Below are 24,220 nucleotides of genomic sequence, written 5' to 3'. Positions count from 1 at the left end.
GCCGGCGCCGCACCCGCTCAGGCGTCCGACGGCTGCCGAGCGGGCAGGTCGTCGCGCGGCGGCGCCTCCTCGAGGGCCCGGATGAGCGACTGCGCGTCGAACGGGCCGGAGTGCCGACGGCCGTTGATGAAGAACGTGGGCACCGACGAGATGTCCATGGCCTCGGCATCCAGCATGTCGTCGCGCACGCGGGCGGCGACGTCGGGCGATTGGAGGTCGCGCTCGAAGCGGTCGACGTCGAGGCCGAGCTCCTCCGCGCGACGCAGGATGTCCGACGGCAGCTGGTGGTCGATGTCGCCCAGCAAGCTGCGGATGAACGGCGAGAACGCGCCCTGGAGGTTCGCCGCCTCCGCCGCCTCCGCGGCCGCGAGGGCGTTGGGATGCTGGTGCGTGAGCGGCGCGTGACGCCACACGTAGAGCATCCGATCGCCGAGCTGCTCGCGCACCTGCTCGATCGACCCGGACGCCTTCGAGCAGAACGGGCACTGGAAGTCGCCGTACTCGACGAGCACGAGCGGGGCATCCGGCGACCCGTACGAGTGGTCGCGCTGCGGGTCCACCGGGCGGGCGAGCACCGACCCGGGCTCGACCTCGGGTCGCCGCGCGTCGGAGATGCGGAAGATGATCGTCGCGAGAATGAGGGCGATGATCGAGGCGAGCAGCACCCCCACGCGCGCCTCGTTCTGCGCGGCGGCGTCGTCGATGGCGAGGTCGATGATGAAGAGGGAGATCGTGAAGCCGATGCCGGTCAGCGCGGCGCCGCCCGCGAGCCGGTCGAGCGTGAGGCCCGGGCCGAACTCGCCGAGGTGGAACCGGCGCAGGAGCGCCGACGAGCCGAAGACGCCCACGAACTTGCCGACGACGAGCCCGGCGACGACGCCCCACGTGATGGGCGACTGGAGTGCCGCGACGAGGATGTCCGGGCTCAACCGCACCCCCGCGTTCGCGAGCGCGAACACCGGGAGGATCACGAACGCGACGTAGGGCGCATAGGCGGACTGCAGCCGCTCGTTGATGGAGATCGACTCGCGCAGACTGTTGGCGGCGGCGCGCGCGTACTCCGAGTTGGGGGACTGGCGGAACGTGCGGGCGAGCGAGAGCGCCTGCTCGATCTCGCGACGGTTGGGCCGGTACACCGGCACGAGGAGCGCGATCGCGACACCGGCGAGAGTCGGGTGCACGCCCGAGGCGAGGAACGCGAACCACACGACGATCGCGAGCGTGGCGTAGACGAGTCCGCGACCGCGAGCCAGATAGCGCGTGAAGAAGATCGCGACGAGCCCCACGGCGGCGATGAGCAGCGGCAGCGGCGTGAACGAGTCGGTGTAGACGAGCGCGATGATGCTGAGCGCCCCGATGTCGTCGACGACGGCGAGCGCGAGCAGGAACACGCGCAGCCGGCCGGGCGCCCGCGGGCCGATGAGGGCGAGCGCGCCGACGAGGAACGCCGTGTCGGTGGAGATGACCACGCCCCACGCGTGCTCCTGGCCGGTGCCCTGCGCGATGAGCACGAAGATGACGGCCGGCACGACGAGGCCCGCGATGGCGGCGACGACGGGGATGACCGCGCGCGACCACCGCGTGAGCTCCCCGATCGCGAACTCCCGCCGCACCTCGAGGCCCACCGTGAAGAAGAACACCGCCATGAGCGCATCGTTGACGAGCGCGTGCACCGAGAACTCCACGTTGAGGTCCTCGAGGCCGAAGACGAGGTGCATCTCCCAGAACTGCTGGTACGACTCGTACGACAGGTTGGCCCACGCGATCGCCGCGACCGTGGCGATGATCAGCATGAGCGCCGCGATGCGCGCCTCGCCGACACCGCGGACGCGCTCCGCGATCGAGGGTCGGCGGCGCGGCGGCCGTGCGGGGCGCTCGGTGAGTTCGAGGGGCTGCGCGGTCATGCAGACAGTATGCAGGGTTCTCGCCCGACCACTACCGCCGCGAGCGATGTCACCAGGTGCTCGGCGCCTCCGCCCGGGTGCTCGGGAGGGCGACCTGCGCTGCCCAGTCGGCGACCCACGCGGGCGGCTCGGCGACCGAGGCATCCACCTCGAGCAGGCGGGTGAGCTCGTCGACGCTCACCACACCGCCCCCGGCGCGGAGGAAGCGCGCCCGCGTCATGGCGCTCGCGTAGATCTCGCCGTCGACGACGAACCGCTGCTCGCAGTACACCGCCTTGTCGTCGATGCCGACGAGCTTCGTCTCGAGCACGAAGCGCTGCCAGGGCTGCAGCGACTTGCGGTAGGAGATGGTCGCGCTCGCCATCACGGGGTACATCTTGTTCGCGCGCAGCCGCGCCCACGCACCCGATCGGATCATGAGGTCCATGCGCCCGAGATCCATGATCGAGAGGTACACCCCGTTGTTCATGTGGCCGAGGACGTCGAGGTCGGTGGGCAGGGTGCGCAGGGTCATCCGGCCGACGTCGGTCGACTGCAGGCGCGACGCGCGACGGCTGAGGAACAGGTGGAGCAGCGTCCGGAAGATCAGGTGCACCCGTGCAGGCTACCCCGGCGCGCGCGAGAGTGCCCGGCAGGATGCCGCCTGCCGACGGGCCACCTCGAGATCCACGCAGCCACGCGACCCGCGCTCGGGCCGCCGCGACCAGTGCACGACGACGCCGCTACCGGCCTCGAGTCTCGACGCGCTCGCGGCGACCGCAATGTGCAGCACACCCTCGTCGGGCGCCTCCTCGCCCCAGTAGCGGAGGGCGCTCACGCACGCGAGCCTGCCTCGGAGCCGCAGCGCGGCGAGCACATCGGGAGCTGTATCGAGCCGCGCATAGAGTCCTCGCCGCACCCGCAGTACCCGGCCGTAGTGGAACGCCATCGTGATCGCGTCGTGCCGCAGCCCCTGCGCCTGGAGCTCGGCCCGCGTCGCGATGCCGCCGAGGGAGTCCAGCACGGAGGCGACCGTTCGAGGGGAGTAACGCATGCCTCCAGTCCACCCGCACCGAGCGACGCGATGACCGCGTCCGCAAGGATCTGCGAATTCCGGTGGGCTGAGGCACCCTGGGGACGACCGCTCGACGGTTCGACCGGACTGACTCGACAGCGCGATCGCGCTTCCGCACAACTGCACGACCCTCGACCCTCGGCCGCAAGGCCCCCGTGAATCACTTCCCTAAAGCTCTCGTTGCGCAGGACATGAGATAGGACGACAAACAAACGTCCTGTGGAGCGAGAGCTTTGGCGGCGCGATGTGGCGAGCGCGGGGGCTCCCGCCGAGGAAGGGACCGCCGAACCCGTCCCCGACGTCAGTGGCCGCGGTGGTCCTGGATCGTCATGCGCGGGCCGAAGCGCGGCTTCGCGATTCCCGAGTTCTCGATGAGTCGCATGACCCGCTGTCGGTGGCCGGCGTAGGGGGCGAGGAGCTCGAGCATCCCGTCATCGTCTACCGGGCGGCCGATGAGCGCCCAGCCGACGAGCGCCGGCAGATGGTAGTCGCCGACACTCGGCCGGTCGGGGTCGCCGTGGGCGCGTTGCATCGTCTCGGCCGCGGTCCACACGCCGATGCCCGGGATGCTCCGCAGCGCACGCTCCACCTCGACACCGCCGCGCCCCTGCTCGAGGGTGCGCTCGAGGGATGCCGCGACCCCCGCCGCGCGCAGGGCCGCCGCTGCGCGCTCCGGCCCCACACCGGCGCGGTGCCACTCCCACGACGGCACGCGGCGCCACACCTCCGCGGGCGGGAACACGAGCATCCCCGCGGGTGCCGGCCCCGGCGCGGGCGACCCGTACTTCCGCAGCAGCGCTCGCCACGACTGCCGCGCCTGCTCGCCCGTGACCTTCTGCTCGAGGATCGCCGCGAGCATCATCTCGAAGACCTGTCGGGTGCGCATCAGGCGCAGCCCCGGATTGCGGTGCAGGGATGCCGCGAGCACCGGCGACGCCGACACATCCAGGTCGCTCCAGTCGTCGCCCTCGCCGAGAAGCTCCGGCACGCCCGCGATCGCCCACTCGGCGCCGTCGCCCCACGCGGTCGCCTCGACCCCGTCGGGGGTGCGCCGCAGGTGGAGCGTCGCCGGGCCGATGGGGGTACGGAGCGTGCGCCAGACATCGCGCCCCTCGACGCGGAACGTGGGGTCGCCGTGCCCCCGGCGCAGCGGCGCGAGGGTGCGCTGCAACCCGACGGGTCGCGGCGGCGAGTACGTGGTGGTCAGCACCCCACGATTACAGCACCGGCACCCGTCAGAGTGCGATCAGAGCGTGCACTCGTAGTAGCCGGGAGACTCCACGACGACGCCGTGGTCCTCGCACAGCTGCGCGATCTGCTGCACCCACTGCGGGACCAGGATGACGAGGGCGACGATCGCCACGATCGCGAGCACCGTCAGCACGATGCCGATGATGAGGCCGGCGCGCGCGAACCCGTTGCGGTAGCCGCCGGCGCGCGCCTGCTGGAGGGCGATCGCGCCGATCACGATTCCCGCGGGCGGGAACACCACGCCCGAGATGAGCGCGACGATGCCCGCGACCCGGCCCACGGTCTGCGAATCGGCGGATGCCGTGGGCCCGGGTCCCTCGGACGGCTGCGGCTCGAGCGGCACGCCGTTGAGGATGGTCATGCGAGAAAGGTCAGCCGCAGGTGAGCGTCGTGCCGTCGGGAAGGGTGTGCGTTCCCGGGCCGTACTGCGCGCACAGCTCGGCGAGATTGCCGAAGAGCGCTGCACCGCCGACGATAACTGCAATAGCGACGATGATGCCCACCACCATGACGATGATGCTGATCACGATTGCCGCGGTCGCCGGACCATTTGACACGCCCGCGCGCTTTGACTGTCCGCGGGCGATGATGCCGACGATGAGTCCCGCGAGCGCGAACACGAAGGCCAGGACGAGCGCCACGATACCGAGGGTCTTGCCGTCGGAGGCGGCGGGAGCCGGGGCGTAGGCCGGCGGGGCGGGAGCCGGAGTGGGCTCGGGAGCGGGCGGGGGCGTGACGTCGGTCATGGCTGGTTCCTCCAGGTCGATGGACGGTACGCCCGTACTCTATTGCGTCGCCTCGCGCAGGGATACGGGTAGCGGGGGTGATGCGAGGGCGAGTGCATCCCGCCCTCTCCGCGACAGGGCATGATGGATGCCATGAGCATCGGCATCCTCACCTCCGGCGGCGACTGCCCCGGACTCAATGCGGTCATCCGTGGAGCGGTCCTCAAGGGCATCCAGATCTACGGCAAGGAGTTCGTCGGGTTCAAGGACGGCTGGCGGGGTGTCGTCGACGGCGACATCGTGCCCCTCGAGCGCAAGGACATCCAGGGCATCGCCAAGCAGGGCGGCACGATCCTCGGCACCAGCCGGACCAACCCGTTCGAGGGTGACGGCGGACCCGACCGGATCAAGGAGAACATGGACCGGCTCGGCATCGAGTCGCTCATCGCCATCGGCGGCGAGGGCACGCTCGCGGCCGCCAAGCGGCTCACCGACGCCGGCATCAAGATCGTCGGCGTCCCGAAGACGGTCGACAACGACCTCTCCGCGACGGACTACACCTTCGGCTTCGACACGGCCGTGCAGATCGCGACCGACGCGATGGACCGGCTCCGCACGACCGGCGACTCGCACGGTCGCTGCATGGTGGCCGAGGTGATGGGCCGCCACGTCGGGTGGATCGCGCTGCACTCCGGGATGGCCGCGGGTGCGCACGCCATCCTCATCCCCGAGCAGAAGACCTCGATCGACCAGATCGTCGAGTGGGTCCAGTCGGCCCGCGACCGCGGCCGGGCCCCGCTCGTCGTCGTCGCCGAGGGGTTCAAGCTCGACACCATGGACGACGCGCACTCCGAGCGCGGGCTGGATGCGTTCGGCCGACCGCGCCTCGGCGGCATCGGCGATGTGCTCGCCCCGGAGATCGAGGCCCGCACCGGCATCGAGACGCGCGCGACGACCCTCGGGCACATCCAGCGGGGCGGCACGCCGACCGCCTACGACCGAGTGCTCGCCACCCGCTACGGCATGGCGGCGGTCGACTCGGTCGTTCACAACCGCTGGGGCCGCATGGTGTCGCTCTCGGGAACCTCGATCACGCACGTGGCGTTCGAGGATGCCCTGGGCAAGCTCAACACTGTTCCACAGTCCCGCTACGACGAGGCCGCGATCCTCTTCGGGTAGGTCTACGCTGACGGCATGAACACCGCCTTGGCCGTCGCCGGTTCCGTCTTCGTGGGGCTCGCCGCCCTCATCCACCTCTACATCTGGGTGCTCGAGAGCATCCGGTGGTCGCAGCCCTCGACGTGGCGAACCTTCGGCGTGACCTCGCAGGCGGACGCCGACACGGTCAAGCCGATGGCGTTCAACCAGGGCTTCTACAACCTGTTCCTCGGGCTCGGCGTGATTATCGGACTCGTGCTCACCTGGAGCGGTGCGCTCGAGGCTGGTCTGGCCCTCGTCTTCCTCGCGGCGGGCAGCATGGTGGGCGCGGCGCTCGTGCTCATCCTGTCGTCGCCCAAGCTCGCCCGGGCCGCCGCGATCCAGGGCGCCGCGCCGGCCGTGGGAATCATCCTGCTCGTTCTCGCGCTGACTACTGCGTGAGCGACTTCAACAGCCAGATCATCGAGGACTTCCGCGCCAACGGCGGGTACGTGGGAGCGCCCTTCCACAGCGACCAGCTCGTGCTCCTGCACCACGTCGGCGCGAAGAGCGGCGAGGAGCGGGTCAGCCCCCTCATGAGCTTCCCCGACGAGCACGGGTGGGTCATCGTCGCCTCCAAGGGCGGGGCGCCGACCCACCCCGCGTGGTTCCACAACCTGCAGGCGCACCCGGACACGGTGATCGAGTACGGCACGGAGACGATCCCGGTTCGGGCATCCGTCATCGACGACGAGGAACGCGCCGGTCGCTGGGAGCGCATCAAGCAGTCCAACCCGGGCTTCGCCGGCTACGAGAAGAAGACCGACCGGGTCATCCCCCTCGTGCGCCTAACACGACGGTAGGGCTGACGCGGCGGTAGGCGTCGGCGCTAGCGAGAGGCGTGCTCGACGAGCGCCTGCACGAGCGAGTCGGCCGAGCGGTCCTCCGCGATGAGGTCGACTCTCAGCCCGGCCGCGCGGGCGTCGAACGCGGTGCGCGGACCGATCGTCGCCACGACCGTCGCCTCCGGGAGCGGGGCCAGCTGCGCTGCGATCTGGCGGGCGACGGAGCCCGAGCTGACGAGGATCGCCGTCATGCGGCCGGATGCGACATCCGCGCGCACCTCCTCGACGACCGGCACACCCACCGTGCGGTAGGCGGCCACGAACTGCGCGTCGAGGCCGCGCTTGCGCATCCCGTCGACGAGGGTGGGCTCGGCGATGTCCGACTGCGGGATGAGCACCCGACCCGACACCGCCGACTCGGGCCACTCCTTGACGAGACCGCGCGCGGAGTTGTCGCCGGCGGGGATGAAGTCCACTCGATAGCCGGCGAGCGTGAGCGCCGCGGCCGTCGTCTCGCCCACGGCGGCCACCCGAGTCGTCGGTGGGATCGTGACGCGATGACCGACGAAGACGTCGACGGTCGTCGCGCTCGTCACGACGACCCACTCGAACTGGCCGTCGGCGAGTTCGTGGAACGCATTCGCGAGACCGGCGGTGTCATCCGTACTCGCGAAGTTGATCATGGGCGCGATCACCGGGATCGCGCCGAAGCTGCGCAGGCTGGCCGCGACGCCGTCGCCCCACTTTCCGCCGCGGGGCACGAGGACGCGCCACCCCTCGAGCGGTTTGGCTGCCATTCCCCTATCCTCCCCCGCTCGGGGGGAGGATGCGAATCGAGCGCCCGCGGGAGCTAGTCGTCGTCGCTCAGGATGGCCCAGGCGACCACACCGGCGACGGCGATCGCCGCGCCCACGGCGCCGATGATCCACGGCAACGGGTTGCGCTCGTACGACGCCTTCGCCCGCTCCGTCAGCTCGTTGACGCGCTTGGGAACGTTGAGCTTGTCCTCGATCGCGTCGAGGGTGTCGGCGAGCTCTGCCCGCGCCGCCGCGACCTTGGCCTCGATGTCGTCTGCCATTGCTACCTCACCTTCCGATGCCCTTGATGACGCGGACATCCTTCTTGATGCTGTCGATGGTCTCTTCCGGCCCGCCGCCGCTGCGCTTGAGGCTCGCGACGCCGATCAGCACGAGGACGATCGCGATCACGAGCAGCGCGCCACCGACGATGAGCGCCGCAGCCCACGCGGGAAGCACGGTCGCGATGCCGAGGATCGCTGCGGCGATGAAGACTCCGAGCGCGAAGAACAGGAACGTCGCGGCGACCGCGAGCAGACCGATTCCGATTCCCGCTGCGGCGGCCTTGGCGATGAGCTCGCGCTTGAGCTGCTCGATCTCGCCGCGGATGAGGTCCGTGAGCAGCCTCGGCAGGTCGCCGATGAGGGTGAAGAGCGACCGCTTGGGCCGCGGGGGCACCTGGGTCATGGCGCGCCTACTTCGCCGCGGACGACGCGCTCGACGACTTGCTGGTCGTCGACTTCGACGCAGGCTTGCGGGCGGCCGGCTTGGAGGCCGTCGACTTGTTCGCGCCCGAGACCTGCGAGACGACCTTCTTCGCGCCGTCAGCGAGGAACTCCGCGACATCCGGCGCCTTGTCCTTCACGAAGTCCTGCACGTCGTCGACGCGCTCCTGGACCCGCGGATCGTTCCAGAACTTCGTGACCGTCGCCTTGAGCTGGTCGTACTTCTCGCGTCCGGCGCGGGTGCCGAGCACATAGCCGACTCCCAGCCCGACCACGAACAGGATCTTGCCCCTCATGGTTGCCTCCGTATCGTGCCGAGTAACGCACCCAGCCTAGACCCGAGCGAAAGTGCTGTCTCCCGCTTGTGCATGCCTCAGAGGGAATGTACAGTGGCGGCCGCCCGCGCGGCGGCGGGCAGAGCATCCAGGATGCGCGAGACCGCGGTCTCGTCGTGCGCAGCCGACACGAACCACGCCTCGAAGACGCTCGGCGGCAGGGACACCCCCGCGTCGAGCATCGCGTGGAAGAACGGCGGGTAGCGGAAGGCGTCCTGCGCCTTCACCCCCGCGTAGTCGGTGGGCGGGGTCTCGCGGAACGCGATCGAGAACAGATTGCCGGCGTGCTGGATGCTGTGCGCCACACCCTCCGCGGAGAGCGCGAGCGACACGGCGCTCGACAGTGCCGCCGCGGTCGCGTCGAGGTGCGCGTACACCGCGTCATCCGCGAGCCGCAGCGTCGCGAGGCCGGCCGCGACGGCGACCGGGTTGCCGCTCAGCGTGCCCGCTTGGTACACGGGTCCGAGCGGCGCGAGGAGGTCCATCACGGCGGCACGGCCGCCGAGAGCGGCGAGCGGCAGGCCGCCGCCGATGACCTTGCCGTAGGTCACGAGGTCGGGCTCGTAGTCGCCGTCGAGCCCGAGCCATCCCGACGCCGACACACGGAACCCGGTGAGCACCTCGTCGAGGATGACGAGCGCACCGTGCTCGTGCGCGATCTCGGTGAGCGCCCGGTTGAAGCCCGGGGCGGGCGGCACGACGCCCATGTTCGCGGCGGCGGCCTCGACGATGACGGCGGCGATCTCCGAGCCGCGCGCCTCGAACAGCGCGCGGACGGCGTCGAGATCGTTGTACCCGATGACGGTCGTCTGGGCGGCGACGGCATCCGGCACTCCCGCCGAGCCGGGGATGGCGAGGGTCGCGACGCCGGACCCTGCCTCGGCGAGGAGTCCGTCGGAGTGGCCGTGGTAGTGGCCGGAGAACTTGACGAGCAGGTCGCGGCCGGTCGCCCCGCGCGCGAGCCGGATCGCCGTCATCGTCGCCTCGGTGCCGGTGGAGACGAGCCGCAGCTTCTCGAGGTAGCGAGTGCCGACGCGGTCGCGCACGAGCTCCGCGAGCTCCGTCTCGCCGGGGGTGGATGCCCCGAATCCGAGCCCGCGCGAGGCCGCGTCCTGGACCGCGCCGATGACGCCGGGGTGCGCGTGACCCAGGATGGCCGGACCCCATGAGCCCACGAGGTCGACGTACTCGCGCCCCTCGACGTCGGTGACGTACGGGCCGCGCGCCGAGACGAAGGAGCGGGGTGCGCCGCCGACGGAGCCGAAGGCGCGCACGGGCGAGTTGACCCCGCCCGGCAGCACCGCTCGGGCGCGGTCGAACGCCTGCTCGTTGGTGATCATCGCAGGTTCCTCGCGAGCTCGACGGCGAAGTAGGTGAGCACGGCATCCGCACCCGCCCGCTTGATGGACAGCACGGACTCGGCGATGGCGCGGTCGCGATCGATCCAGCCGTTCGCGGCGGCAGCCTCGATCATCGCGTACTCCCCGGACACCTGGTAGGCCCACACGGGCACGGGGCTCACCGCGGCGGCGCGCGCGAGCACATCGAGGTAGCTCATCGCCGGCTTGACCATGACGACGTCGGCGCCCTCCTCGACGTCGAGCAGAACCTCGCGCTCGCCCTCGCGCGCGTTCGCGGGGTCGAGCTGGTAGCTGCGGCGGTCGCCCTGGAGCGACGACTGCACGGCCTCGCGGAAGGGGCCGTAGAACGCGGACGCGTACTTGGCGGCGTAACCGAGGAGCGGGACATCCGGATGCCCGGCCGCATCGAGAGCGTCGCGCACGGCCGCGACCTGGCCGTCCATCATGCCGCTGAGGCCGAGCAGCTGCGATCCGGACTCCGCCTGGGCGACGGCCATGTCGCGGTAGCGAAGCAGGGAGGCGTCGTTGTCGACGCGCCCGCGCTCGTCGAGCACCCCGCAGTGGCCGTGGTCGGTGAACTCGTCGAGGCAGAGGTCGGTCTGCACGACGAGCGCGTCGCCCGCCTCGGCGACGGCGGCGCGGGTTGCGACGTTGAGGATGCCGTCGGGGTCGGTCGCTCCTGAGCCCTCGGCGTCCTTGTGCTCGGGGACGCCGAAGAGCATCACTCCGCCGATGCCCGCCTCGGCGGCCTCCGCGATCGCGCGGCGGAGGGAGTCGAGGGAGTGCTGCACGACAGCAGGCATGGAGGTTACCGGCACGGGCTCGGTCGCGCCCTCGCGCACGAACATCGGGAGCACGAGCTCGGCGGGGTGGAGCCGCGTCTCCGCGACGAGGCGGCGCAGGGCAGGGGTGGCGCGCACGCGGCGCGGGCGGATGATCACGGCGCACCGATCAGGTCGGCGGCACCCAGTTCGAAGAGTTCCTTCGCGACGCGCTCCGCGAGGTCTCCCGCCGGGTCCTTCGAGTCGGAGACGTAGAGCGCGTGCGAGCTCGTGATGTGGTGCTCCGGCCCGTAGACGCGGGCGGAGAGGAACAGGAGGCCGTCGTCGACGACGGCGTGCGCGGCGACCGGGGCGGAGCATCCCGCCTCGAGGAGGGCGAGTGTGCGGCGCTCGGCCTCCGCGGTCACCCGGGAGGTCTTGTGGTCGAGCGCCGAGACGAGCTTCTCCTCGCCCGCGCGCACCTCGACGGCGAGCGCACCCTGTCCGGGAGCGGTGGGCCACGGGCCGAGCTCGAGGAACTCGCTCACCGCGTCGAGCCGGCCGATGCGGTCGAGGCCCGCGACGGCGAGCACCACGGCGTCGAGCTCGCCCGAGGCGACCCTGCCGAGGCGGGTGTCGACGTTGCCGCGGACGTCGACGATCTCGAGGTCCGGTCGGCGGGAGCGGAGCTGGGCCACGCGGCGAGGCGAACCGGTGCCGACGCGGGCGCCCTCGGGGAGGGTCTGGAGAGTCAAGCCGTCGCGCGCGCACAAGGCGTCGCGAGCATCCGCCCGCTTCGGGATCGCTCCGATCGACAGACCCGGCGCGGGGGCGGTGGGGAGGTCCTTGAGGGAGTGCACCGCGACGTCCACGCGCCCGTCGAGGAGCGCCTCGCGGAGGGCGGCGACGAAGACTCCCGCGCCGCCGAGGCTCGCGAGCGGGGCGTCCGAGCGGTCGCCCTCGGTGGAGATGATGACGAGCTCGGTCGTCGCCCCGCGCTTCTCGAGCTCGCGGGCGACGAGCCCGGTCTGGGTGCGGGCGAGCTCCGACCCTCGTGTTCCGATGCGGATCGTGCCGGTGGGCGCGGCGCTCACGGCTCGAGCCCCGCGAGCGCGGGCTTGAAGCCCAAGCGGACGTTCTCGCAGCATCCCGGCCGGCACACGTCGTACCAGGGGCCGAGCTCGGTGAGGGCCGGACGATCGGCGGTCGGGATGCCGTCGCGGCGCTCGAGCACGAGGTCGACGAGCCCGCTCACGAAGGCGGCGTGCACTCCCGGGGTGGGCACGCGAATCGCGTCGATGCCGTGCTCCCCCGCCGTCTCGAGGGCCTCGGTGTCGAGGTCCCACTTGACCTCCATGTGGTCGGAGATGAAGCCGAGCGGCACGATGACGAGCCCTTCGATCCCCTTCGCGGGCAGCTCCTCGATCGCATCGTTGATGTCGGGCTCGAGCCACGGCTGCGTGGGCGGACCCGACCGCGACTGGTAGACGAGATCCCACCCGACGCCCTCGCCGACCTCGCGCATCACCACCTCGGCGACAGCGAGGTGCTGGGCCGCGTAGGCGCCGCCGGCACCGAAGTCGCGGTCTCGCGGCCCGCTGCGCACCGCGTCGTCGGTCGGCACCGAGTGGGTCGCGAAGAGCACGTGGATGCGCGCGCGCGGGATGCCCCGCGCCTCCAGTTCGGCGATTCCGTCGCGCGTTCCTTCGATGAACGGCTCGACGAACCCCGGGTGGTCGAAGAACTGCCGCACCTTGTCGATCTGGATCACGCCCTCGAGGCCGGTCTCGGCGAGCGCCATCGCGTAGTCCTCGCGGTACTGTCGGCAGCTGGAGTAGGAGCTGTAGGCGCTCGTGCCGACGGCGATGAGCTTCGTGAACCCGCGCTCGTGGGCTTCGGCGAGGGCATCCCGAAGATACGGGTCCCAGTTGCGGTTGCCCCACAGCACCGGCAGGTCGATGCCGCGGCGCGCGAGCTCCGCCTCGAGGGCCGCCTTCAGCTCGCGGTTCTGGTCGTTGATGGGGCTCACCCCGCCGAACGCGCGGTAGTGGTGGGCGACCTCCTCGAGGCGCTCCTCGGGGATGCCGCGGCCGCGGGTGACGTTGCGGAGGAACGGGATGACGTCGTCCTGCCCCTCGGGGCCGCCGAAGCTCGCGAGGAGGATCGCGTCGTAGGCGACGGGCTCCTCGACGTGCTCGGGGCCGGATGCGGCGGCGGGAGTCGCTCCCGGAACCAGGCCGTTCGTGATCATGACAGCACCTCGGCGATCTCGTCGACGCGGATGCGGCGACCGGTGTAGAACGGGACCTCTTCGCGCACGTGGAGCCGGGCATCCGTCTTCCTCAGGTGGCGCATGAGGTCGACGAGGTCGACGAGCTCCGGAGCCTCGAGCGGCAGGATCCACTCGTAGTCGCCGAGCGCGAACGAGGCGACGGTGTTGGCGAGCACCTGCGGGTACTCGGAGCCCTTGCGGCCGTGCTCGGCGAGCATCGCGGCGCGCTCCTCCTCGGGCAGGACGTACCACTCGTAGGAGCGCACGAACGGGTAGACGGTGAGCCACTGCTCCGGGGGCAGTCCCCGGAGGAACGCGGGCGCGTGGCGGCGGTTGAACTCCGCGTCGCGGTGCACGCCCATCGCGTTCCAGGTGGGGAGGAGCGTGCGCAGCGGTTCGCTGCGGCGCAGCTCGCGCAGAGCCCACTGCAGAGTCTCGGGCGGGCCGCCGTGCAGCCAGATCATGAGGTCCGCGTCGGCGCGGAGGGATGACACGTCGTAGAAGCCGCGGATGGTGACACCCTTCGCCTCCACCGCCGCGATCGCGGGGCCGAGGTCGCCGGTGCCGGCGGTTCGCGCGGGGTCCCTCCTGAGGACCGACCAGAGCGTGTAGCCGAGTTCGTCGTTGCTCACCGGACTATCCTCGCACTCTTCGCTGAGTTCTCTACACGGCGTAGAAGTCCTAGGCGCGGAGGGCGGCCTCGACGAGTTTGCGGGCGGCGCGCTGGGCGGCGAGAAGCTTGTGCGCCGACAGGGCCTGCGCACCGTAGCCTGCATCGGTCTTCATCGCGAGGAGTGTGCCGAGCGCGGACTCCAGGGACGGCTCGGCCCGCCGGAGCAGTGCGCGAGCGTCGGCGTGGTTCTGGCCGAGAAATCCCACCGCTTTCGCGAGCCGTCCGGTCCGAGTCGCCGAGGTGCACTCAACCAGCCTCACGATTCGCCCTTCTGAATAGTGCGCGCGAACCATGAGCGATCACCCGTCACGGGGATACCGTCTCGAAGGATGTCGGTCAGTACGGCCTCGGACGCCCGGTCGGAGACCTCCGACTCGGTCATCCACAGCGTCCGAACGTCGTTGCCCGTCCATCGAGTGGCCCTGTCCTCGAGCTGGGCGACATCCTCGAACCACTGCTCGGAGCGGTCCCGGTCTGGGCGAACCAGGAAGAGATCGATGTCGCTATCGGCGTGCATCTCGCGCCGGGCCGCAGAGCCGAAGATCGCGGCGTATCTCGGCGGCGACGCCCACCTCTCGATATCGAGCGCGAGGCGGTCGAGGAAGGTGGTCCATTGGCGTGCGATGGCCACGACGGCGTCGGCAGCGAGATGATCGATGTTCAGTCGAAAGCGATTGCCCTGCGAGGTGGACTCGCGTTCGACGATCCCTTGATCCACGAGGCGGATCAGGACGAGACGCACCCCCTCAGCGGATCGGGCGGTCATTCGGGCGACCGTCGCCGAGGTGAACCACTCCTGGGGAGCACCCGCGAGAACCTCGAGGACTTCTCCGTCCGCGCTCGGGGTGACGACAGCGAAGGGACTCTGGAACTGCATGAGCGCTCCTCCCAGAATAGTTGGCTATCACCCATAATAGTGGGTAGTCGTTCACTATGCTGCTCGTCGGACGAATCAGGAGCGGCGAGCCAGCACCACGACGACCGTCGCCGTCCAGAACAGCACGACGATGGCCGCGTCACGGGCGCGGAAGGGAACCGAGTGGCGCTCGGTGCGGGTGGGGTGGGCGCCGAAGGCGCGGGCATCCATCGCGAGCGCCACGCGTTCGGCGTGCCGGATCGCCCCCGCGAGCAACGGCACGACATACCCCGCCCAGCGCCGGATGCCCGCCACCGGCCCGCGACCGCCCGCCATGCCGCGCACCCGGTGCGCCTGGCGGATGAGCTCGAGCTCGTGCGCCGACCGCGGCACGAAGCGAAAGGACGCGAGCGCCGTGTACCCGATGCGGTACGGCACGCGGAGGTACTGCACCGACGCGCGGACGAGGTCGGCGCCGGAGCTCGTCGCCGCGAGCAGGAGCGCGAGCACGAGCAGGGCGGCCAGGCGGAGTGCAGTCGCGAAGCCGGAGCCGAGCATCCCCGTCGTGAGGGCGTAATCGCCGAGGCGCAGCAGCTCCGCGCCCGGCGCGGCGCGCGCGGGGTCGGTCCACACGGCGAACGTCGCCCCGCTCACGACGACGAACAGCGGCAGTGCGACGGTGAGGGCCAGCACCGCGCGCCGACCCAGTCGCGCCGTGACGGCGAGCGCGAGCGCGCCGAGCGCGAGGAACGAGATCGGGGTCGCGAGGTCGCGGGCGAGGATCAGTACGACGACCGCCGGCACCACCGCCGCGATCGTCGCGAGCGGGTTGAACGCGACGCGCGGCCTCACCCGGCACCGCCCGGCAGGTCCGCGAGTCGCGCGATCGACCGCCACTCCGGGTGGCCCGACAGCGCCCCCATCGCGCGCGCGAGTACCGGCCGTCGCAGGCCGGCAGCCTCGAGTGCACCCCCGGAGAGCACCTCCCCCGCCGGACCGAACGCGCTCAGCCGGCCGGCGTGGAGCACGGCGACGTGGCTCGCGTGGTCGGCGACGAGCTGGAGGTCGTGGGTGGCGAGAACGATCGTCGTGCCCTCGCGGTTCACCTCGTCGAGCAGGTCGAGGATCTCCTCGGCGCGCTCGCGGTCCTGTCCGAACGTCGGCTCGTCGAGCGCGAGCACCGGCGGACGCGAGATGAGCGCGGTGCCGACGGAGAGCCGTCGCTTCTGACCTCCGGAGAGGAGCATCGGATGCACGTCGCGGTGGTCGACGAGGCCGAAGCGCACGAGCATCCCGTCGACGCGGCGCACGACCTCGTCGGCGGGCACGCCCTGGAGCAGCGGGCCGTGCGCCAGCTCCTCGGCGACGGTCGCGCGGACGAACTGGTGCTCGGGGTTCTGGAACACGAAGCCGACGTCGCGGGCGAGCACGCGCACGTCGGCGCGGGCCGGGTCGTGACCGTGCGTCGACACGGTGCCGCGTGGCGGGCGGAGGACTCCGGCGATGGCCTGAAGGAGGCTCGTCTTGCCCGCGCCGTTGACGCCCACGAGGGCCGTCACGCTGCCGCGGGCGATGCTCAGGCTCACGTCGTGGAGCACAGCGGCACGACCCCGGCGGAGCGTGAGGCGGTCGATGGTGACGACCGGCTCAGCGGGTACCGCGGGAGTCGCCGCGACCGGCGGCGGGGGCAGCTCCGGCAGCGCGTCGAGAGACGTGGCGAGCTCGGCGGGGGTGAGGGGGAGGTCGGGCATCCGCACTCCCGCGCTCCGCAGCCGCAACGCCGCGAGCGCCGACACCGGCAGCCACACCCCCAGGGCCGCGAGTCGGTCCACGTTGTCGCGAAGCGTCTCGCGCGCCGGTCCGTCGAGCACGAGCCGCCCCAGCTCGTCGAGCACCACGACTCGGTCGACGATCTCGAGGGCCGCGTCGAGGTTGTGCTCGACGAGCACCACCGACCGCTGACCGCTCGCGACGACCTCGGCGAGCGCCGCGTACACCTCCTCGATGCCCGCGGGGTCGAGGTTCGCGGTGGGCTCGTCGAGCACGAGAAGCGGCGTATGGAGCGCGAGGGCGCTCGCGATCGCGAGTCGCTGTCGGCCACCACCGGAGAGCACGTCCGGGTTGTCGTCGCGACGCTCCCACAGCCCGACGGTGCGCAGCGCCCGCTCGGTCCGCTCGAGCACCTCGTCAGCGGGCACGAGCAGGTTCTCCGGGCCGAATGCGACCTCGTCGAAGACGGTCGCCGTGACCACGTGGGCGTCCGGGTCTTGGAAGACGGTGGCGACGGATGACCCGAGCTCGCCGATGGACGCCGCGCTCGAATCGCGCCCCGACAGCAGCACCGCCCCCTCCAGGTCCGCCGGGACGTCTCGGGGCAGGAGGCCGCCGAGGGCGAGGGCGAGCGTCGACTTGCCGCAGCCGCTCGGGCCGAGCACGAGCACGACCTCGCCGGGGCGCACGGAGAAGTCCACGCCGTTCGGGCGCCAGGCGTCGCGGTCAGGGTATCGGATGCGCACCGCGCGCACCTCGAGCGGTTGCGTCACGCGGCGTCCGGGTCGGGGTCGGTGGCGGGGTCGGGGCCGATGGCGGGGTCGGGGTCGGGGTCGCCCGCCGTGCCCGGGTCGTGAGCGACGAGCCACTCGTCGACCGCCCGGTTCGCGTGCGCGACGACCCCCGCGATGCCCGAACCGGCGACCGACTCGCCGACGACGAGCACACCCGCCGGCGACGCGGCGGGCGCCGGGCGCGTCCACGTGATGCGGGCGAAGTCGACCACCGCGCTCGCGGGGAGCTCGACGCCGAGGAGCGCTGCAGCGTCGAGCCGCGCCGCCTCCGCGAGCAACTCGGGCGGATCGTCGTACGAGAGCCGCACGACGTGGCGCCCCTCGGCGCGCTCCGCGAGCCACTCCCACTTCGCGGTGGAGTGCGTGAGGGCCCTCGCGGCGACGGTGCGGGCATCCGGGTCGACGAGCGCGCCGGTCCCGCGCGGAGCAGCGTCGAGCTCCGGCGCGTCGAGCACGAGCGTCGCGAGCGTGATCGACCGACCGACGGGGGCCAGCGGCGCGGCCCACACGAGCGGCCCGTCGACCGCGGCGGGAGACTCGACACGCGAGTCGAGGCGGATGTCGACGCCGAGAGCCACGAGGTCGGCGACGAGCTCGGTGACCAGGCGGTTGACTCCGCCCCGGATGCCGCGCACAGCCGAACCGGGAGGCGCGTCGGCCCGGAGGTCGCGCACCGCCGCCGCGAGCGAGCCGCGCCCGGCGAGCCGGTGCGCGAGCCCCGGCACGGCGCGCTCGAGCAGGAGCTCGTCGGGGTCGGCGGAGTGGACGCCCTGCACCACCGGGGTGACGAGGCGCCGGAGCATCCCGCGTCCCATGCGGCGGCGAACGACAGCGCCGAGCGTGGCGTCCGGCCGCGGCTTCAGGGCCGGGATGAGCGAGTCGAGCTGCGCCCGGAGGGCGGCGCCGAGACCCACGGCGGCGATGACGTCGGCCGCGAGGGGAGCGGCGGGGATGCCGAGCACACTCGTCGCGGGAAGCGGGATGGCCGAGCCGTCCGCGCGGTACAGCCAGGCCGGGGCGTCGAGAGGCGCGACGACCTGGTCGCCGAGGCCGAGCTCGGCGGCGAGCGCCGCGACGGTGCCGCCGCGCGTCGCGAAGCTCTCGGCGCCGGCATCCAGCTCGATGTCGCCGACGCGCTGGCGGGCGAGCGTGCCCCCGAGACGCCCGCTCGCCTCCAGGAGCCTGACCGGGCGGCCGGTGCGCGCGATGCGGCGCGCGGCGACGAGCCCCGCGACGCCGCCGCCGACGACGGTGACGGTGTCGTCAGCCGCGGCCATGCACGTACTCGACGACGCGCGTGAGCACGTCGGGGTCGGTCTCGGGCGGCACGCCGTGCCCGAGGTTGACGACGTGCGCGGGGGCGGCCAGCCCGCGGTCGAGGACGTCGTCGAGGTGCGCCTGCAGCACCCTCCACGGTGCACCGAGGAGCGCCGGGTCGATGTTGCCCTGCAGCGGAACTCCCCCGCCGAGGCGGCGCTCGGCCTCGTCGAGCGGGATGCGCCAGTCGACGCCCACGACGTCCGCGCCGACCGCCCGCATCGCGCGCAGCAGCTCTCCGCTCCCCACACCGAAGTGGACCTTCGGCACGTCGTACCCGCGCAAGTGGGAGAACGCGCGAGCCGAGTGCGGCGCCACCCGCCGCACGTACTGCTGCTCCGACAGCGATCCGACCCACGAGTCGAAGAGCTGCACCGCCGAGGCGCCCGCGCGCACCTGGGCGAGCAGGAACTGGCCGGAGACATCCGCGCACCAGTTGAGGAGGCTCGCCCACGCGTGCGCGTCGGCGTACATCATCGTGCGGGCGCGCAAGTGCTCCTTCGACGGACCGCCCTCGACGAGGTAGCTCGCGAGAGTGAACGGGGCGCCCGCGAATCCGATGAGAGGGGTGTCGCCGAGCTCGGCCACCGTGCGCGCGACGGCGTCGGCGATCGGCGCGAGCGCGTCCGGGTCGATCGGGCGCAGCGCGTTCACGTCCGACGCGGTGCGGATCGGATGCTCGATCACCGGCCCCCTCCCCGGCACGATCTCCACTCCCACCCCGGCGAGGAGCACGGGCACCACGATGTCGCTGAAGAAGATCGCGGCGTCGACGCCGTGGCGGCGCACCGGCTGCAGCGTGATCTCGGAGGCGAGCTCGGGCGTGAGGCAGGCGTCGAGCATCCGGGTTCCGACGCGGAGCTCGCGGTACTCGGGCAGCGACCGCCCCGCCTGGCGCATGAACCACACCGGAGTGACGTCGGGCCGGTCGCCGCGGTACGCGCGGATCAACCGCGACCCGCCGGTGCGGCCGTCGACGAGGGGATGATTCGCGGGGAGCACGGCTCCAGCCTAGGCGTCTACTACGCGGGGTAGAATTTCCTCTCGTGCTCCTCTGCCTCAGCTCCAACCACGGCAACGCGAGCTTCGACCTGCTCGATCGCCTCTCGGTGAACGCGGTCGAGACCACCTCCAGCCTCGTCACCTCGAGCGACTTCGTGTCGGGTGCGGTGGTGCTCGCGACGTGCAACCGCTTCGAGGCGTACCTCGACATCGACGAACCCCTCACGGCGGCGACCGCGGTGGCCGTGGCATCCACGCTCGAGGCGCTCAGCGAGTCGAGCGGCATCCCCGTCGCCGAGCTGCGGGCATCCATCCAGGTGCACGAGGGCGCGGAAGTGCCTGCCCACCTGTTCGCCGTCACCTCGGGCCTCGAGTCGGTCGTCGTCGGCGAGGACGAGATCTCCGGCCAGGTCGCCGCGGCGCTCGCCCGCGCGCGGCGCGAAGGCACCACGAGCCGCGACCTCGAGCGGCTCTTCCAGCGCGCGACGAGCACGAGCCGCGGCGTCAAGAACCGCGCCGACGTCGGCGGGGCCGGTCGCTCCCTCGTGCGGCTCGCGCTCGAACTCGCTTCCAGCCGCATCGACGACTGGGCCGGCCTGCGGGTTCTGCTCGTCGGCACCGGCCAGTACGCGGGCACGACGGTCGCCGCCCTCCGCCAGCACGGCGCCGACGACATCCGCGTCTACTCGCCGAGCGGCCGAGGGGCCCCCTTCGCCGCCCGCCACGCCCTCACGGTGAGCGACGACTTCGACGTCGACGTCGTCGTGACCTGCACCACGAAAGCCGTCCTCGGCCCCGAGCGGTTCACCGGCGAGCACCCGCGCCTCGTCATCGACCTCGGCCTTCCCCGCAATGTCGACCCCGCGGTCGCCCAGCTGCCCGGCGTCGAGCTGCTCGACCTCGAGACCATCAGCCTTCACGCCCCCCTCGAGCAGCTCAGCGCCCACGACGACGCGCGCGCCATGGTGCGGGATGCCGCGCACCAGTTCACCGCGGACACCGCCGCCGAACCCGCCATCGTCGCCCTGCGCGGGTACGTGTTCGACGTGCTCGAGGACGAACTCGAGCGAGCGCGATCGCGCGGGGCCTCCGACGAGACACAGCGGGCGCTCAAGCACCTCGCGAGCGTGCTCGTGCACGCGCCGTCCGTCCGGGCCCGCGAACTCGCGGCCGAGGGACGGCTCGACGAGTTCGTCGCCGGGCTCGACGCGGTGCTCGGGGTGCGGCCGGCACCGCCGGTGCGGTCGGCGGGGGCATCCAGCGAATCGTCCGCGGAGTCGGAGTCCGCATGAACCGGTGGGAGTTCGACGGGCCGCTGCACACAGAGCGGCTCGAACTCCGCCTCATGACGCCCGACGACGTTGCGGCCGTGCACTCCTGGATGTCCGACCCGGACGTCGTCCGCTACCAGCTGTACGAGCCCCGCTCGCTCGAGGTCGTGACCGAGAAGGTCGCCGAGTACGGGCAGGCGCGCGTCCTCGCCGACAAGGGCGACTACGTCCAACCCGCGATCGTGCTCGACGGCGAGGTGATCGGCGCCGTGTACTTCACCATCGCCTCAGCCGACGACGAGACCGGCGAGATCGGCTGGGTGCTGCGCCGGGAGCACTGGGGTCGCGGGTATGCGCGGGAGGCCGCGGCCCGGATGCTCGACGTGGCGTTCGACGAGGTCGGGCTGCACCGCGTCTACGCCGAGCTCGACCCGCGGAACGAGGCATCCGTCGCCCTCTGCCGGCGGCTCGGGATGCGGCACGAGGCGCACTTCGTCGAGCACATGTGGTTCAAGGGCGAGTGGGCGGACACCGGCATCTACGGAATTCTGGCGCGGGAATGGCGAGCATGATCGCCCCCGACTACTTCCGCGAGCAGGTCACGCTCACCACCCCGAACCTCCGACTGGAGCCGCTCGGGCCGCAGCACTTCGACGGGTCCTGGGCGGCGCTGCACGACCCGGAGACGCGGCGGCTCACCGGCACCCACGCGACGTTCACCGAGGAGCAGGTCCGGTCGTGGCTGGCGAGCCGCGCCGACGCGCACGACCGCGCGGACTGGGCGATCATCCGGCTCTCGGATGACGCGTACGTCGGGGAGGTCGTGCTGAGCGACCTCGATCCGCACACCGAGTCGATGAGCTTCCGCATCTCGCTCGGCGGCGCCTCCGTCTTCGGCAAGGGCTACGGGTCGGAGGCGACGAAGGCCGTCGTCGACTACGGGCTCCAGGTGGTGGGCCTGCACCGCATCAGCCTCGAGGTCGTCGACTACAACACTCGCGCGCAGCGCGTGTACGAGAAGGTCGGGTTCCACACGGAGGGACTCCTGCGCGAGGCGTGGTTCTGGGACGGCGAGTGGTCCGACGTGGTCGTCATGGCCGTCGTGGCGGGTCACTAGCGGCGGCGGTCGAACCAGCCGGCGACGGTGCGCACGAGCGGGTTGTTCGCGACGCGCAGCAGGAGCGGCAGGTGCCGCATCTGGTCGCCCACTCCCGGGAACCGCAGGAGACGCCGAACCGGCACCGTCGCCACCATGTCGAACAGACTGCCGCCCATGGCGCTCTCGTCGTCCGCACCGCGCACCGCCCGAGCGAAGATCGGCCCGGTGACCGGATGCGCCAGCAGCTGAGCCACCGACGAGTCCATGGTGAGCTCAACGGGCGCCGGGCCCCGGCGGGCGACCACGGTCCACAAGGCGATGTCGTGCGCGGAGTCGCCGATCTCGATGCGGTAGTCGCCCCCGGGCACGAGCCAGTCGTGGGTGCGGGTGTCCCAGTGGGCGAAGGCGCGGGCATCCAGCTCGAACCGCACCTCGGCCGACTCACCGGGCTCGAGCGCGACCTTCTCGAAGCCGCGCAGCTCGCGGACGGGGCGGCGCACGCCGGCGGCCGCCGGGGAGACGTACAACTGCACGACGTGCTTGCCGGCCCGCGATCCCGTATTGGTGACGGTGACCGTCGCAGCGACCGACTCGCGCGTCGCCGTCACCCGCAGGTCGCTCGACTCGAACGTCGTGTAGCCGAGGCCGAACCCGAACGGGTAGCGCACCGCGACCTCCGCGGACTCGAAGTAGCGGTAGCCGACGAAGACCCCCTCGCCGTAGCGAACCACGTCGTTCTCGCCCGGGAAGTTGAGGTAGCTCGGGGTGTCTTGCAGTCGGAACGGGATGCTCTCCGCCAGCCGTCCCGACGGCGCGACCCGTCCGAACAGCACGTCCGCGATCGCCGCTCCCCCCGCCTGCCCGAGGAGCCAGGACTCCAGGATGACCGGCACGTCGTCGTGCCACGGCTCGAGCGACACGACCCCGCCGTTGGAGACGATGACGACGGTTCGCGGGTTGACGGCCGCGACCTCCCGGATCAGCCGCACGTGCGCGGGCGGGAGGTCGATCGAGGTGCGGTCGAAGCCCTCCGACTCCTCCGTGGCCGGCAGGCCCACGAACACGAGCGCGACGGACGACCGGGATGCCACGGCCACCGCCTCGCGGATGAGGGGCCCGGCATCCACCCGTCGGTCGAGGCTGTACCCGGGCGCGAACTCGATGGGCGCGAGCGCCTCGAGCGCCGGGAGAGCCGCGTCCACCCGCGTCGGATTCACCTGCGAGCTGCCCGCCCCCTGGAACCGGGGGGTGCGGGCGAACTCGCCGATGACCGCTATCGGCTGGTTGGTGTCGAGCGGCAGGAGTCCGCCTTCGTTGCGCAGCAGCACCATGGAGTCGGCGGCGGCCTCTCGGGCGAGCGCGTGGTGCGCGCTGCCTGAGGCACTCGGCGGGAGCAGCGCCGGGCCGTCCCCAGCCTCAGGGGACGGATGCGCGCGAGCGGCGAGCGCCCGCACGCGCTCCACCGCCCGGTCGAGCACGCTCTCGTCGAGCTCACCCGACAGCACCGCGTGCACGACGGCCTCGGTCGAGTCGCGTTGCGGCCCCGGCATCTCGAGGTCGAGCCCCGCCGCGAGCGCGGGAACCCGCTGGTCGACGGCGCCCCAGTCGGAGACCACGAGGCCGTCGAAGCCCCACTCGCCGCGGAGCAGGTCGGTGAGCAGCCAGTGGTTCTCCGCAGCGGCGACGCCGTTGATGCGGTTGTAGGAGCACATGACCGTCCACGGCTTCTCGCGAATGACGACCGACTCGAAGGCGGGCAGGTAGATCTCGCGGAGGGTGCGCTCGTCGACCTCGGCGCTCACCGTCATCCGGGCGGTCTCCTGATTGTTGACGGCGAAGTGCTTGAGGGATGCTCCCACCCCGAGCGACTGGACCCCACGAACCCACGCCCCACCGAGCTGCCCCGACAGGAGCGGGTCCTCGGAGAAGTACTCGAAGTTGCGTCCGCACAGCGGCGAGCGCTTGATGTTGACGCCCGGACCGAGCACGATGTCGACACCCTGCTCGATCGCCTCCTCGGCGATCGCCCGACCCACCCGCTCGATCAGGTCGCGGTCCCAGCTCGACGCGAGCCCGGTCGCGGGCGGGAAGCACGTGGCCGGCAGGCTCGAGCCGAGACCGAGATTGTCACCGTGGTTGGGCTGGGTGCGCAGCCCGTGCGGTCCGTCGTTCATGGTGACGACCGGGATGCCCGGCGCGTCCACTGTCGCCCAGTAGCCGCTCCCCACGACGAGCGCAGCCTTCTGCTCGAGGGTGAGGCCGACCATGAGC

28 protein-coding genes are annotated in these 24,220 nt (G+C 71.9%); 6 read left to right on the top strand and 22 right to left on the bottom strand.

The annotated features are described in order from the left end of the window. Nucleotides 1–17: 17 nt before the first annotated feature. The 6 genes from nhaA to Q5716_RS15170 form a co-directional block, all read right to left on the bottom strand. Entirely contained in the window at nt 18–1,904 is a 1,887-nt protein-coding gene (nhaA, locus tag Q5716_RS15195; RefSeq protein WP_305004003.1) for a Na+/H+ antiporter NhaA, read from the bottom strand. A gap of 49 nt (nt 1,905–1,953) precedes the next feature. Then, nucleotides 1,954–2,499 carry a thioesterase family protein gene (locus tag Q5716_RS15190; RefSeq protein WP_305004002.1) on the bottom strand — a complete coding sequence of 182 codons (546 nt, stop codon included), beginning with the start codon at nt 2,497–2,499 and terminating at the stop codon, nt 1,954–1,956. Nucleotides 2,500–2,508: 9 nt separating this feature from the next. Then, entirely contained in the window at nt 2,509–2,937 is a 429-nt protein-coding gene (locus tag Q5716_RS15185) for a hypothetical protein (protein ID WP_305004001.1), read from the bottom strand. 322 nt (nt 2,938–3,259) lie between these two features. Beyond that, on the bottom strand, nt 3,260–4,168 hold the full coding sequence (locus Q5716_RS15180) for a DNA-3-methyladenine glycosylase family protein (RefSeq protein WP_305004000.1): 909 nt from the start codon (nt 4,166–4,168) through the stop codon (nt 3,260–3,262). A 36-nt stretch (nt 4,169–4,204) separates the two neighbouring features. Continuing rightward, nucleotides 4,205–4,570 carry a DUF4190 domain-containing protein gene (locus Q5716_RS15175; protein WP_305003999.1) on the bottom strand — a complete coding sequence of 122 codons (366 nt, stop codon included), beginning with the start codon at nt 4,568–4,570 and terminating at the stop codon, nt 4,205–4,207. 10 nt (nt 4,571–4,580) lie between these two features. Beyond that, nucleotides 4,581–4,955 (bottom strand): DUF4190 domain-containing protein, encoded by a 375-nt coding sequence (locus Q5716_RS15170; RefSeq protein ID WP_305003998.1) that lies wholly within the window; start codon nt 4,953–4,955, stop codon nt 4,581–4,583. Between the two features lie 132 nt (nt 4,956–5,087). Between Q5716_RS15170 and Q5716_RS15165 the strand changes: the two genes are divergently transcribed. From Q5716_RS15165 to Q5716_RS15155, 3 genes are read left to right on the top strand one after another with little or no spacing between them, the layout of a single operon-like run. After that, nucleotides 5,088–6,113 (top strand): 6-phosphofructokinase, encoded by a 1,026-nt coding sequence (locus Q5716_RS15165; RefSeq protein WP_305003997.1) that lies wholly within the window; start codon nt 5,088–5,090, stop codon nt 6,111–6,113. A 15-nt stretch (nt 6,114–6,128) separates the two neighbouring features. Next, on the top strand, nt 6,129–6,533 hold the full coding sequence (locus Q5716_RS15160) for a DUF1304 domain-containing protein (protein WP_305003996.1): 405 nt from the start codon (nt 6,129–6,131) through the stop codon (nt 6,531–6,533). Beyond that, complete coding sequence (locus Q5716_RS15155) at nt 6,530–6,934, top strand: nitroreductase/quinone reductase family protein (protein ID WP_305003995.1); 405 nt, start codon at nt 6,530–6,532, stop codon at nt 6,932–6,934. The genes Q5716_RS15160 and Q5716_RS15155 overlap by 4 nt, the downstream gene beginning before the upstream one ends. Nucleotides 6,935–6,960: 26 nt before the next feature. Here the strand turns inward: Q5716_RS15155 and Q5716_RS15150 are convergent, their stop codons facing one another. From Q5716_RS15150 to hemE, 15 genes are all read right to left on the bottom strand, one after another. Continuing rightward, nucleotides 6,961–7,713, bottom strand: a complete 753-nt coding sequence (locus Q5716_RS15150; RefSeq protein ID WP_305003994.1) for a uroporphyrinogen-III synthase — start codon at nt 7,711–7,713, stop codon at nt 6,961–6,963. Nucleotides 7,714–7,766: 53 nt separating this feature from the next. Next, nucleotides 7,767–7,994 (bottom strand): DUF3618 domain-containing protein, encoded by a 228-nt coding sequence (locus Q5716_RS15145; protein ID WP_305003993.1) that lies wholly within the window; start codon nt 7,992–7,994, stop codon nt 7,767–7,769. Nucleotides 7,995–8,001: 7 nt separating this feature from the next. Continuing rightward, nucleotides 8,002–8,400, bottom strand: a complete 399-nt coding sequence (locus tag Q5716_RS15140) for a phage holin family protein (RefSeq protein WP_305003992.1) — start codon at nt 8,398–8,400, stop codon at nt 8,002–8,004. 7 nt (nt 8,401–8,407) lie between these two features. Beyond that, nucleotides 8,408–8,734 carry a YtxH domain-containing protein gene (locus Q5716_RS15135; protein WP_305003991.1) on the bottom strand — a complete coding sequence of 109 codons (327 nt, stop codon included), beginning with the start codon at nt 8,732–8,734 and terminating at the stop codon, nt 8,408–8,410. A 77-nt stretch (nt 8,735–8,811) separates the two neighbouring features. Next, entirely contained in the window at nt 8,812–10,113 is a 1,302-nt protein-coding gene (hemL, locus tag Q5716_RS15130; protein WP_305003990.1) for a glutamate-1-semialdehyde 2,1-aminomutase, read from the bottom strand. Further along, entirely contained in the window at nt 10,110–11,075 is a 966-nt protein-coding gene (gene hemB / locus Q5716_RS15125) for a porphobilinogen synthase (RefSeq protein ID WP_305003989.1), read from the bottom strand. The genes hemL and hemB overlap by 4 nt, the downstream gene beginning before the upstream one ends. Next, nucleotides 11,072–12,043, bottom strand: a complete 972-nt coding sequence (hemC, locus tag Q5716_RS15120; protein ID WP_434056624.1) for a hydroxymethylbilane synthase — start codon at nt 12,041–12,043, stop codon at nt 11,072–11,074. Before hemC ends, hemB begins: the two co-directional genes overlap by 4 nt. Beyond that, nucleotides 11,986–13,146, bottom strand: a complete 1,161-nt coding sequence (locus tag Q5716_RS15115; protein ID WP_305003987.1) for a ferrochelatase — start codon at nt 13,144–13,146, stop codon at nt 11,986–11,988. The genes hemC and Q5716_RS15115 overlap by 58 nt, the downstream gene beginning before the upstream one ends. Then, complete coding sequence (gene hemQ / locus Q5716_RS15110; RefSeq protein ID WP_305003986.1) at nt 13,143–13,799, bottom strand: hydrogen peroxide-dependent heme synthase; 657 nt, start codon at nt 13,797–13,799, stop codon at nt 13,143–13,145. The genes Q5716_RS15115 and hemQ overlap by 4 nt, the downstream gene beginning before the upstream one ends. A gap of 49 nt (nt 13,800–13,848) precedes the next feature. Further along, nucleotides 13,849–14,100, bottom strand: a complete 252-nt coding sequence (locus tag Q5716_RS15105; protein WP_305003985.1) for a hypothetical protein — start codon at nt 14,098–14,100, stop codon at nt 13,849–13,851. After that, nucleotides 14,097–14,606: a nucleotidyltransferase family protein gene (locus Q5716_RS15100; RefSeq protein WP_305003984.1), complete on the bottom strand. Its 510-nt coding sequence runs from the start codon at nt 14,604–14,606 to the stop codon at nt 14,097–14,099. The genes Q5716_RS15105 and Q5716_RS15100 overlap by 4 nt, the downstream gene beginning before the upstream one ends. Nucleotides 14,607–14,792: 186 nt before the next feature. Then, nucleotides 14,793–15,548: an energy-coupling factor transporter transmembrane component T family protein gene (locus Q5716_RS15095; RefSeq protein ID WP_305003983.1), complete on the bottom strand. Its 756-nt coding sequence runs from the start codon at nt 15,546–15,548 to the stop codon at nt 14,793–14,795. After that, complete coding sequence (locus Q5716_RS15090; RefSeq protein ID WP_305003982.1) at nt 15,545–17,239, bottom strand: ABC transporter ATP-binding protein; 1,695 nt, start codon at nt 17,237–17,239, stop codon at nt 15,545–15,547. Before Q5716_RS15090 ends, Q5716_RS15095 begins: the two co-directional genes overlap by 4 nt. After that, the gene (locus tag Q5716_RS15085; RefSeq protein WP_305003981.1) at nt 17,236–18,537 is read right to left on the bottom strand and encodes a protoporphyrinogen/coproporphyrinogen oxidase; all 1,302 of its coding nucleotides are present in this window, start codon (nt 18,535–18,537) and stop codon (nt 17,236–17,238) included. Before Q5716_RS15085 ends, Q5716_RS15090 begins: the two co-directional genes overlap by 4 nt. Beyond that, nucleotides 18,524–19,579 carry a uroporphyrinogen decarboxylase gene (gene hemE / locus Q5716_RS15080; protein WP_305003980.1) on the bottom strand — a complete coding sequence of 352 codons (1,056 nt, stop codon included), beginning with the start codon at nt 19,577–19,579 and terminating at the stop codon, nt 18,524–18,526. Before hemE ends, Q5716_RS15085 begins: the two co-directional genes overlap by 14 nt. A 44-nt stretch (nt 19,580–19,623) precedes the next feature. On the opposite strand from hemE, the gene Q5716_RS15075 reads away from it, so the two are divergent. From Q5716_RS15075 to Q5716_RS15065, 3 genes are read left to right on the top strand one after another with little or no spacing between them, the layout of a single operon-like run. Then, nucleotides 19,624–20,871, top strand: coding sequence for a glutamyl-tRNA reductase (locus tag Q5716_RS15075; RefSeq protein WP_305003979.1), 1,248 nt, complete (start codon nt 19,624–19,626; stop codon nt 20,869–20,871). Next, nucleotides 20,868–21,422 (top strand): GNAT family N-acetyltransferase, encoded by a 555-nt coding sequence (locus Q5716_RS15070; protein ID WP_305003978.1) that lies wholly within the window; start codon nt 20,868–20,870, stop codon nt 21,420–21,422. The genes Q5716_RS15075 and Q5716_RS15070 overlap by 4 nt, the downstream gene beginning before the upstream one ends. Next, the gene (locus Q5716_RS15065; RefSeq protein WP_305003977.1) at nt 21,419–21,967 is read left to right on the top strand and encodes a GNAT family N-acetyltransferase; all 549 of its coding nucleotides are present in this window, start codon (nt 21,419–21,421) and stop codon (nt 21,965–21,967) included. Before Q5716_RS15070 ends, Q5716_RS15065 begins: the two co-directional genes overlap by 4 nt. On the opposite strand, the gene Q5716_RS15060 is transcribed toward Q5716_RS15065, so the two are convergent. Beyond that, nucleotides 21,964–24,216, bottom strand: a complete 2,253-nt coding sequence (locus Q5716_RS15060) for a glycoside hydrolase family 3 C-terminal domain-containing protein (protein WP_305003976.1) — start codon at nt 24,214–24,216, stop codon at nt 21,964–21,966. The two genes, Q5716_RS15065 and Q5716_RS15060, sit on opposite strands and share 4 nt — an antisense overlap. Nucleotides 24,217–24,220: the final 4 nt, after the last annotated feature.

The sequence above is a fragment of the Antiquaquibacter soli genome (genome assembly GCF_030580675.1).
Lineage (GTDB): Bacteria > Actinomycetota > Actinomycetes > Actinomycetales > Microbacteriaceae > Rhodoglobus > Rhodoglobus soli.
This window is presented reverse-complemented; position numbering and strand designations above follow the sequence as displayed.

What these genes read in the sequence shown, in the direction of transcription:
- Q5716_RS15185 (WP_305004001.1), bottom strand. Translation starts at nt 2,937, where the DNA reads ATGCGTTACTCCCCTCGAACGGTCGCCTCCGTGCTGGACTCCCTCGGC.
- Q5716_RS15160 (WP_305003996.1), top strand. Translation starts at nt 6,129, where the DNA reads ATGAACACCGCCTTGGCCGTCGCCGGTTCCGTCTTCGTGGGGCTCGCC.
- Q5716_RS15145 (WP_305003993.1), bottom strand. Translation starts at nt 7,994, where the DNA reads ATGGCAGACGACATCGAGGCCAAGGTCGCGGCGGCGCGGGCAGAGCTC.
- Q5716_RS15060 (WP_305003976.1), bottom strand. Translation starts at nt 24,216, where the DNA reads ATGGTCGGCCTCACCCTCGAGCAGAAGGCTGCGCTCGTCGTGGGGAGC.
- Q5716_RS15065 (WP_305003977.1), top strand. Translation starts at nt 21,419, where the DNA reads ATGATCGCCCCCGACTACTTCCGCGAGCAGGTCACGCTCACCACCCCG.
- hemL (WP_305003990.1), bottom strand. Translation starts at nt 10,113, where the DNA reads ATGATCACCAACGAGCAGGCGTTCGACCGCGCCCGAGCGGTGCTGCCG.
- Q5716_RS15175 (WP_305003999.1), bottom strand. Translation starts at nt 4,570, where the DNA reads ATGACCATCCTCAACGGCGTGCCGCTCGAGCCGCAGCCGTCCGAGGGA.
- Q5716_RS15115 (WP_305003987.1), bottom strand. Translation starts at nt 13,146, where the DNA reads ATGATCACGAACGGCCTGGTTCCGGGAGCGACTCCCGCCGCCGCATCC.
- Q5716_RS15170 (WP_305003998.1), bottom strand. Translation starts at nt 4,955, where the DNA reads ATGACCGACGTCACGCCCCCGCCCGCTCCCGAGCCCACTCCGGCTCCC.
- Q5716_RS15100 (WP_305003984.1), bottom strand. Translation starts at nt 14,606, where the DNA reads ATGACCGCCCGATCCGCTGAGGGGGTGCGTCTCGTCCTGATCCGCCTC.
- Q5716_RS15150 (WP_305003994.1), bottom strand. Translation starts at nt 7,713, where the DNA reads ATGGCAGCCAAACCGCTCGAGGGGTGGCGCGTCCTCGTGCCCCGCGGC.
- Q5716_RS15165 (WP_305003997.1), top strand. Translation starts at nt 5,088, where the DNA reads ATGAGCATCGGCATCCTCACCTCCGGCGGCGACTGCCCCGGACTCAAT.
- nhaA (WP_305004003.1), bottom strand. Translation starts at nt 1,904, where the DNA reads ATGACCGCGCAGCCCCTCGAACTCACCGAGCGCCCCGCACGGCCGCCG.
- Q5716_RS15070 (WP_305003978.1), top strand. Translation starts at nt 20,868, where the DNA reads ATGAACCGGTGGGAGTTCGACGGGCCGCTGCACACAGAGCGGCTCGAA.
- Q5716_RS15135 (WP_305003991.1), bottom strand. Translation starts at nt 8,734, where the DNA reads ATGAGGGGCAAGATCCTGTTCGTGGTCGGGCTGGGAGTCGGCTATGTG.
- Q5716_RS15140 (WP_305003992.1), bottom strand. Translation starts at nt 8,400, where the DNA reads ATGACCCAGGTGCCCCCGCGGCCCAAGCGGTCGCTCTTCACCCTCATC.
- Q5716_RS15085 (WP_305003981.1), bottom strand. Translation starts at nt 18,537, where the DNA reads ATGGCCGCGGCTGACGACACCGTCACCGTCGTCGGCGGCGGCGTCGCG.
- hemC (WP_434056624.1), bottom strand. Translation starts at nt 12,043, where the DNA reads ATGCTGCGAGAACGTCCGCTTGGGCTTCAAGCCCGCGCTCGCGGGGCT.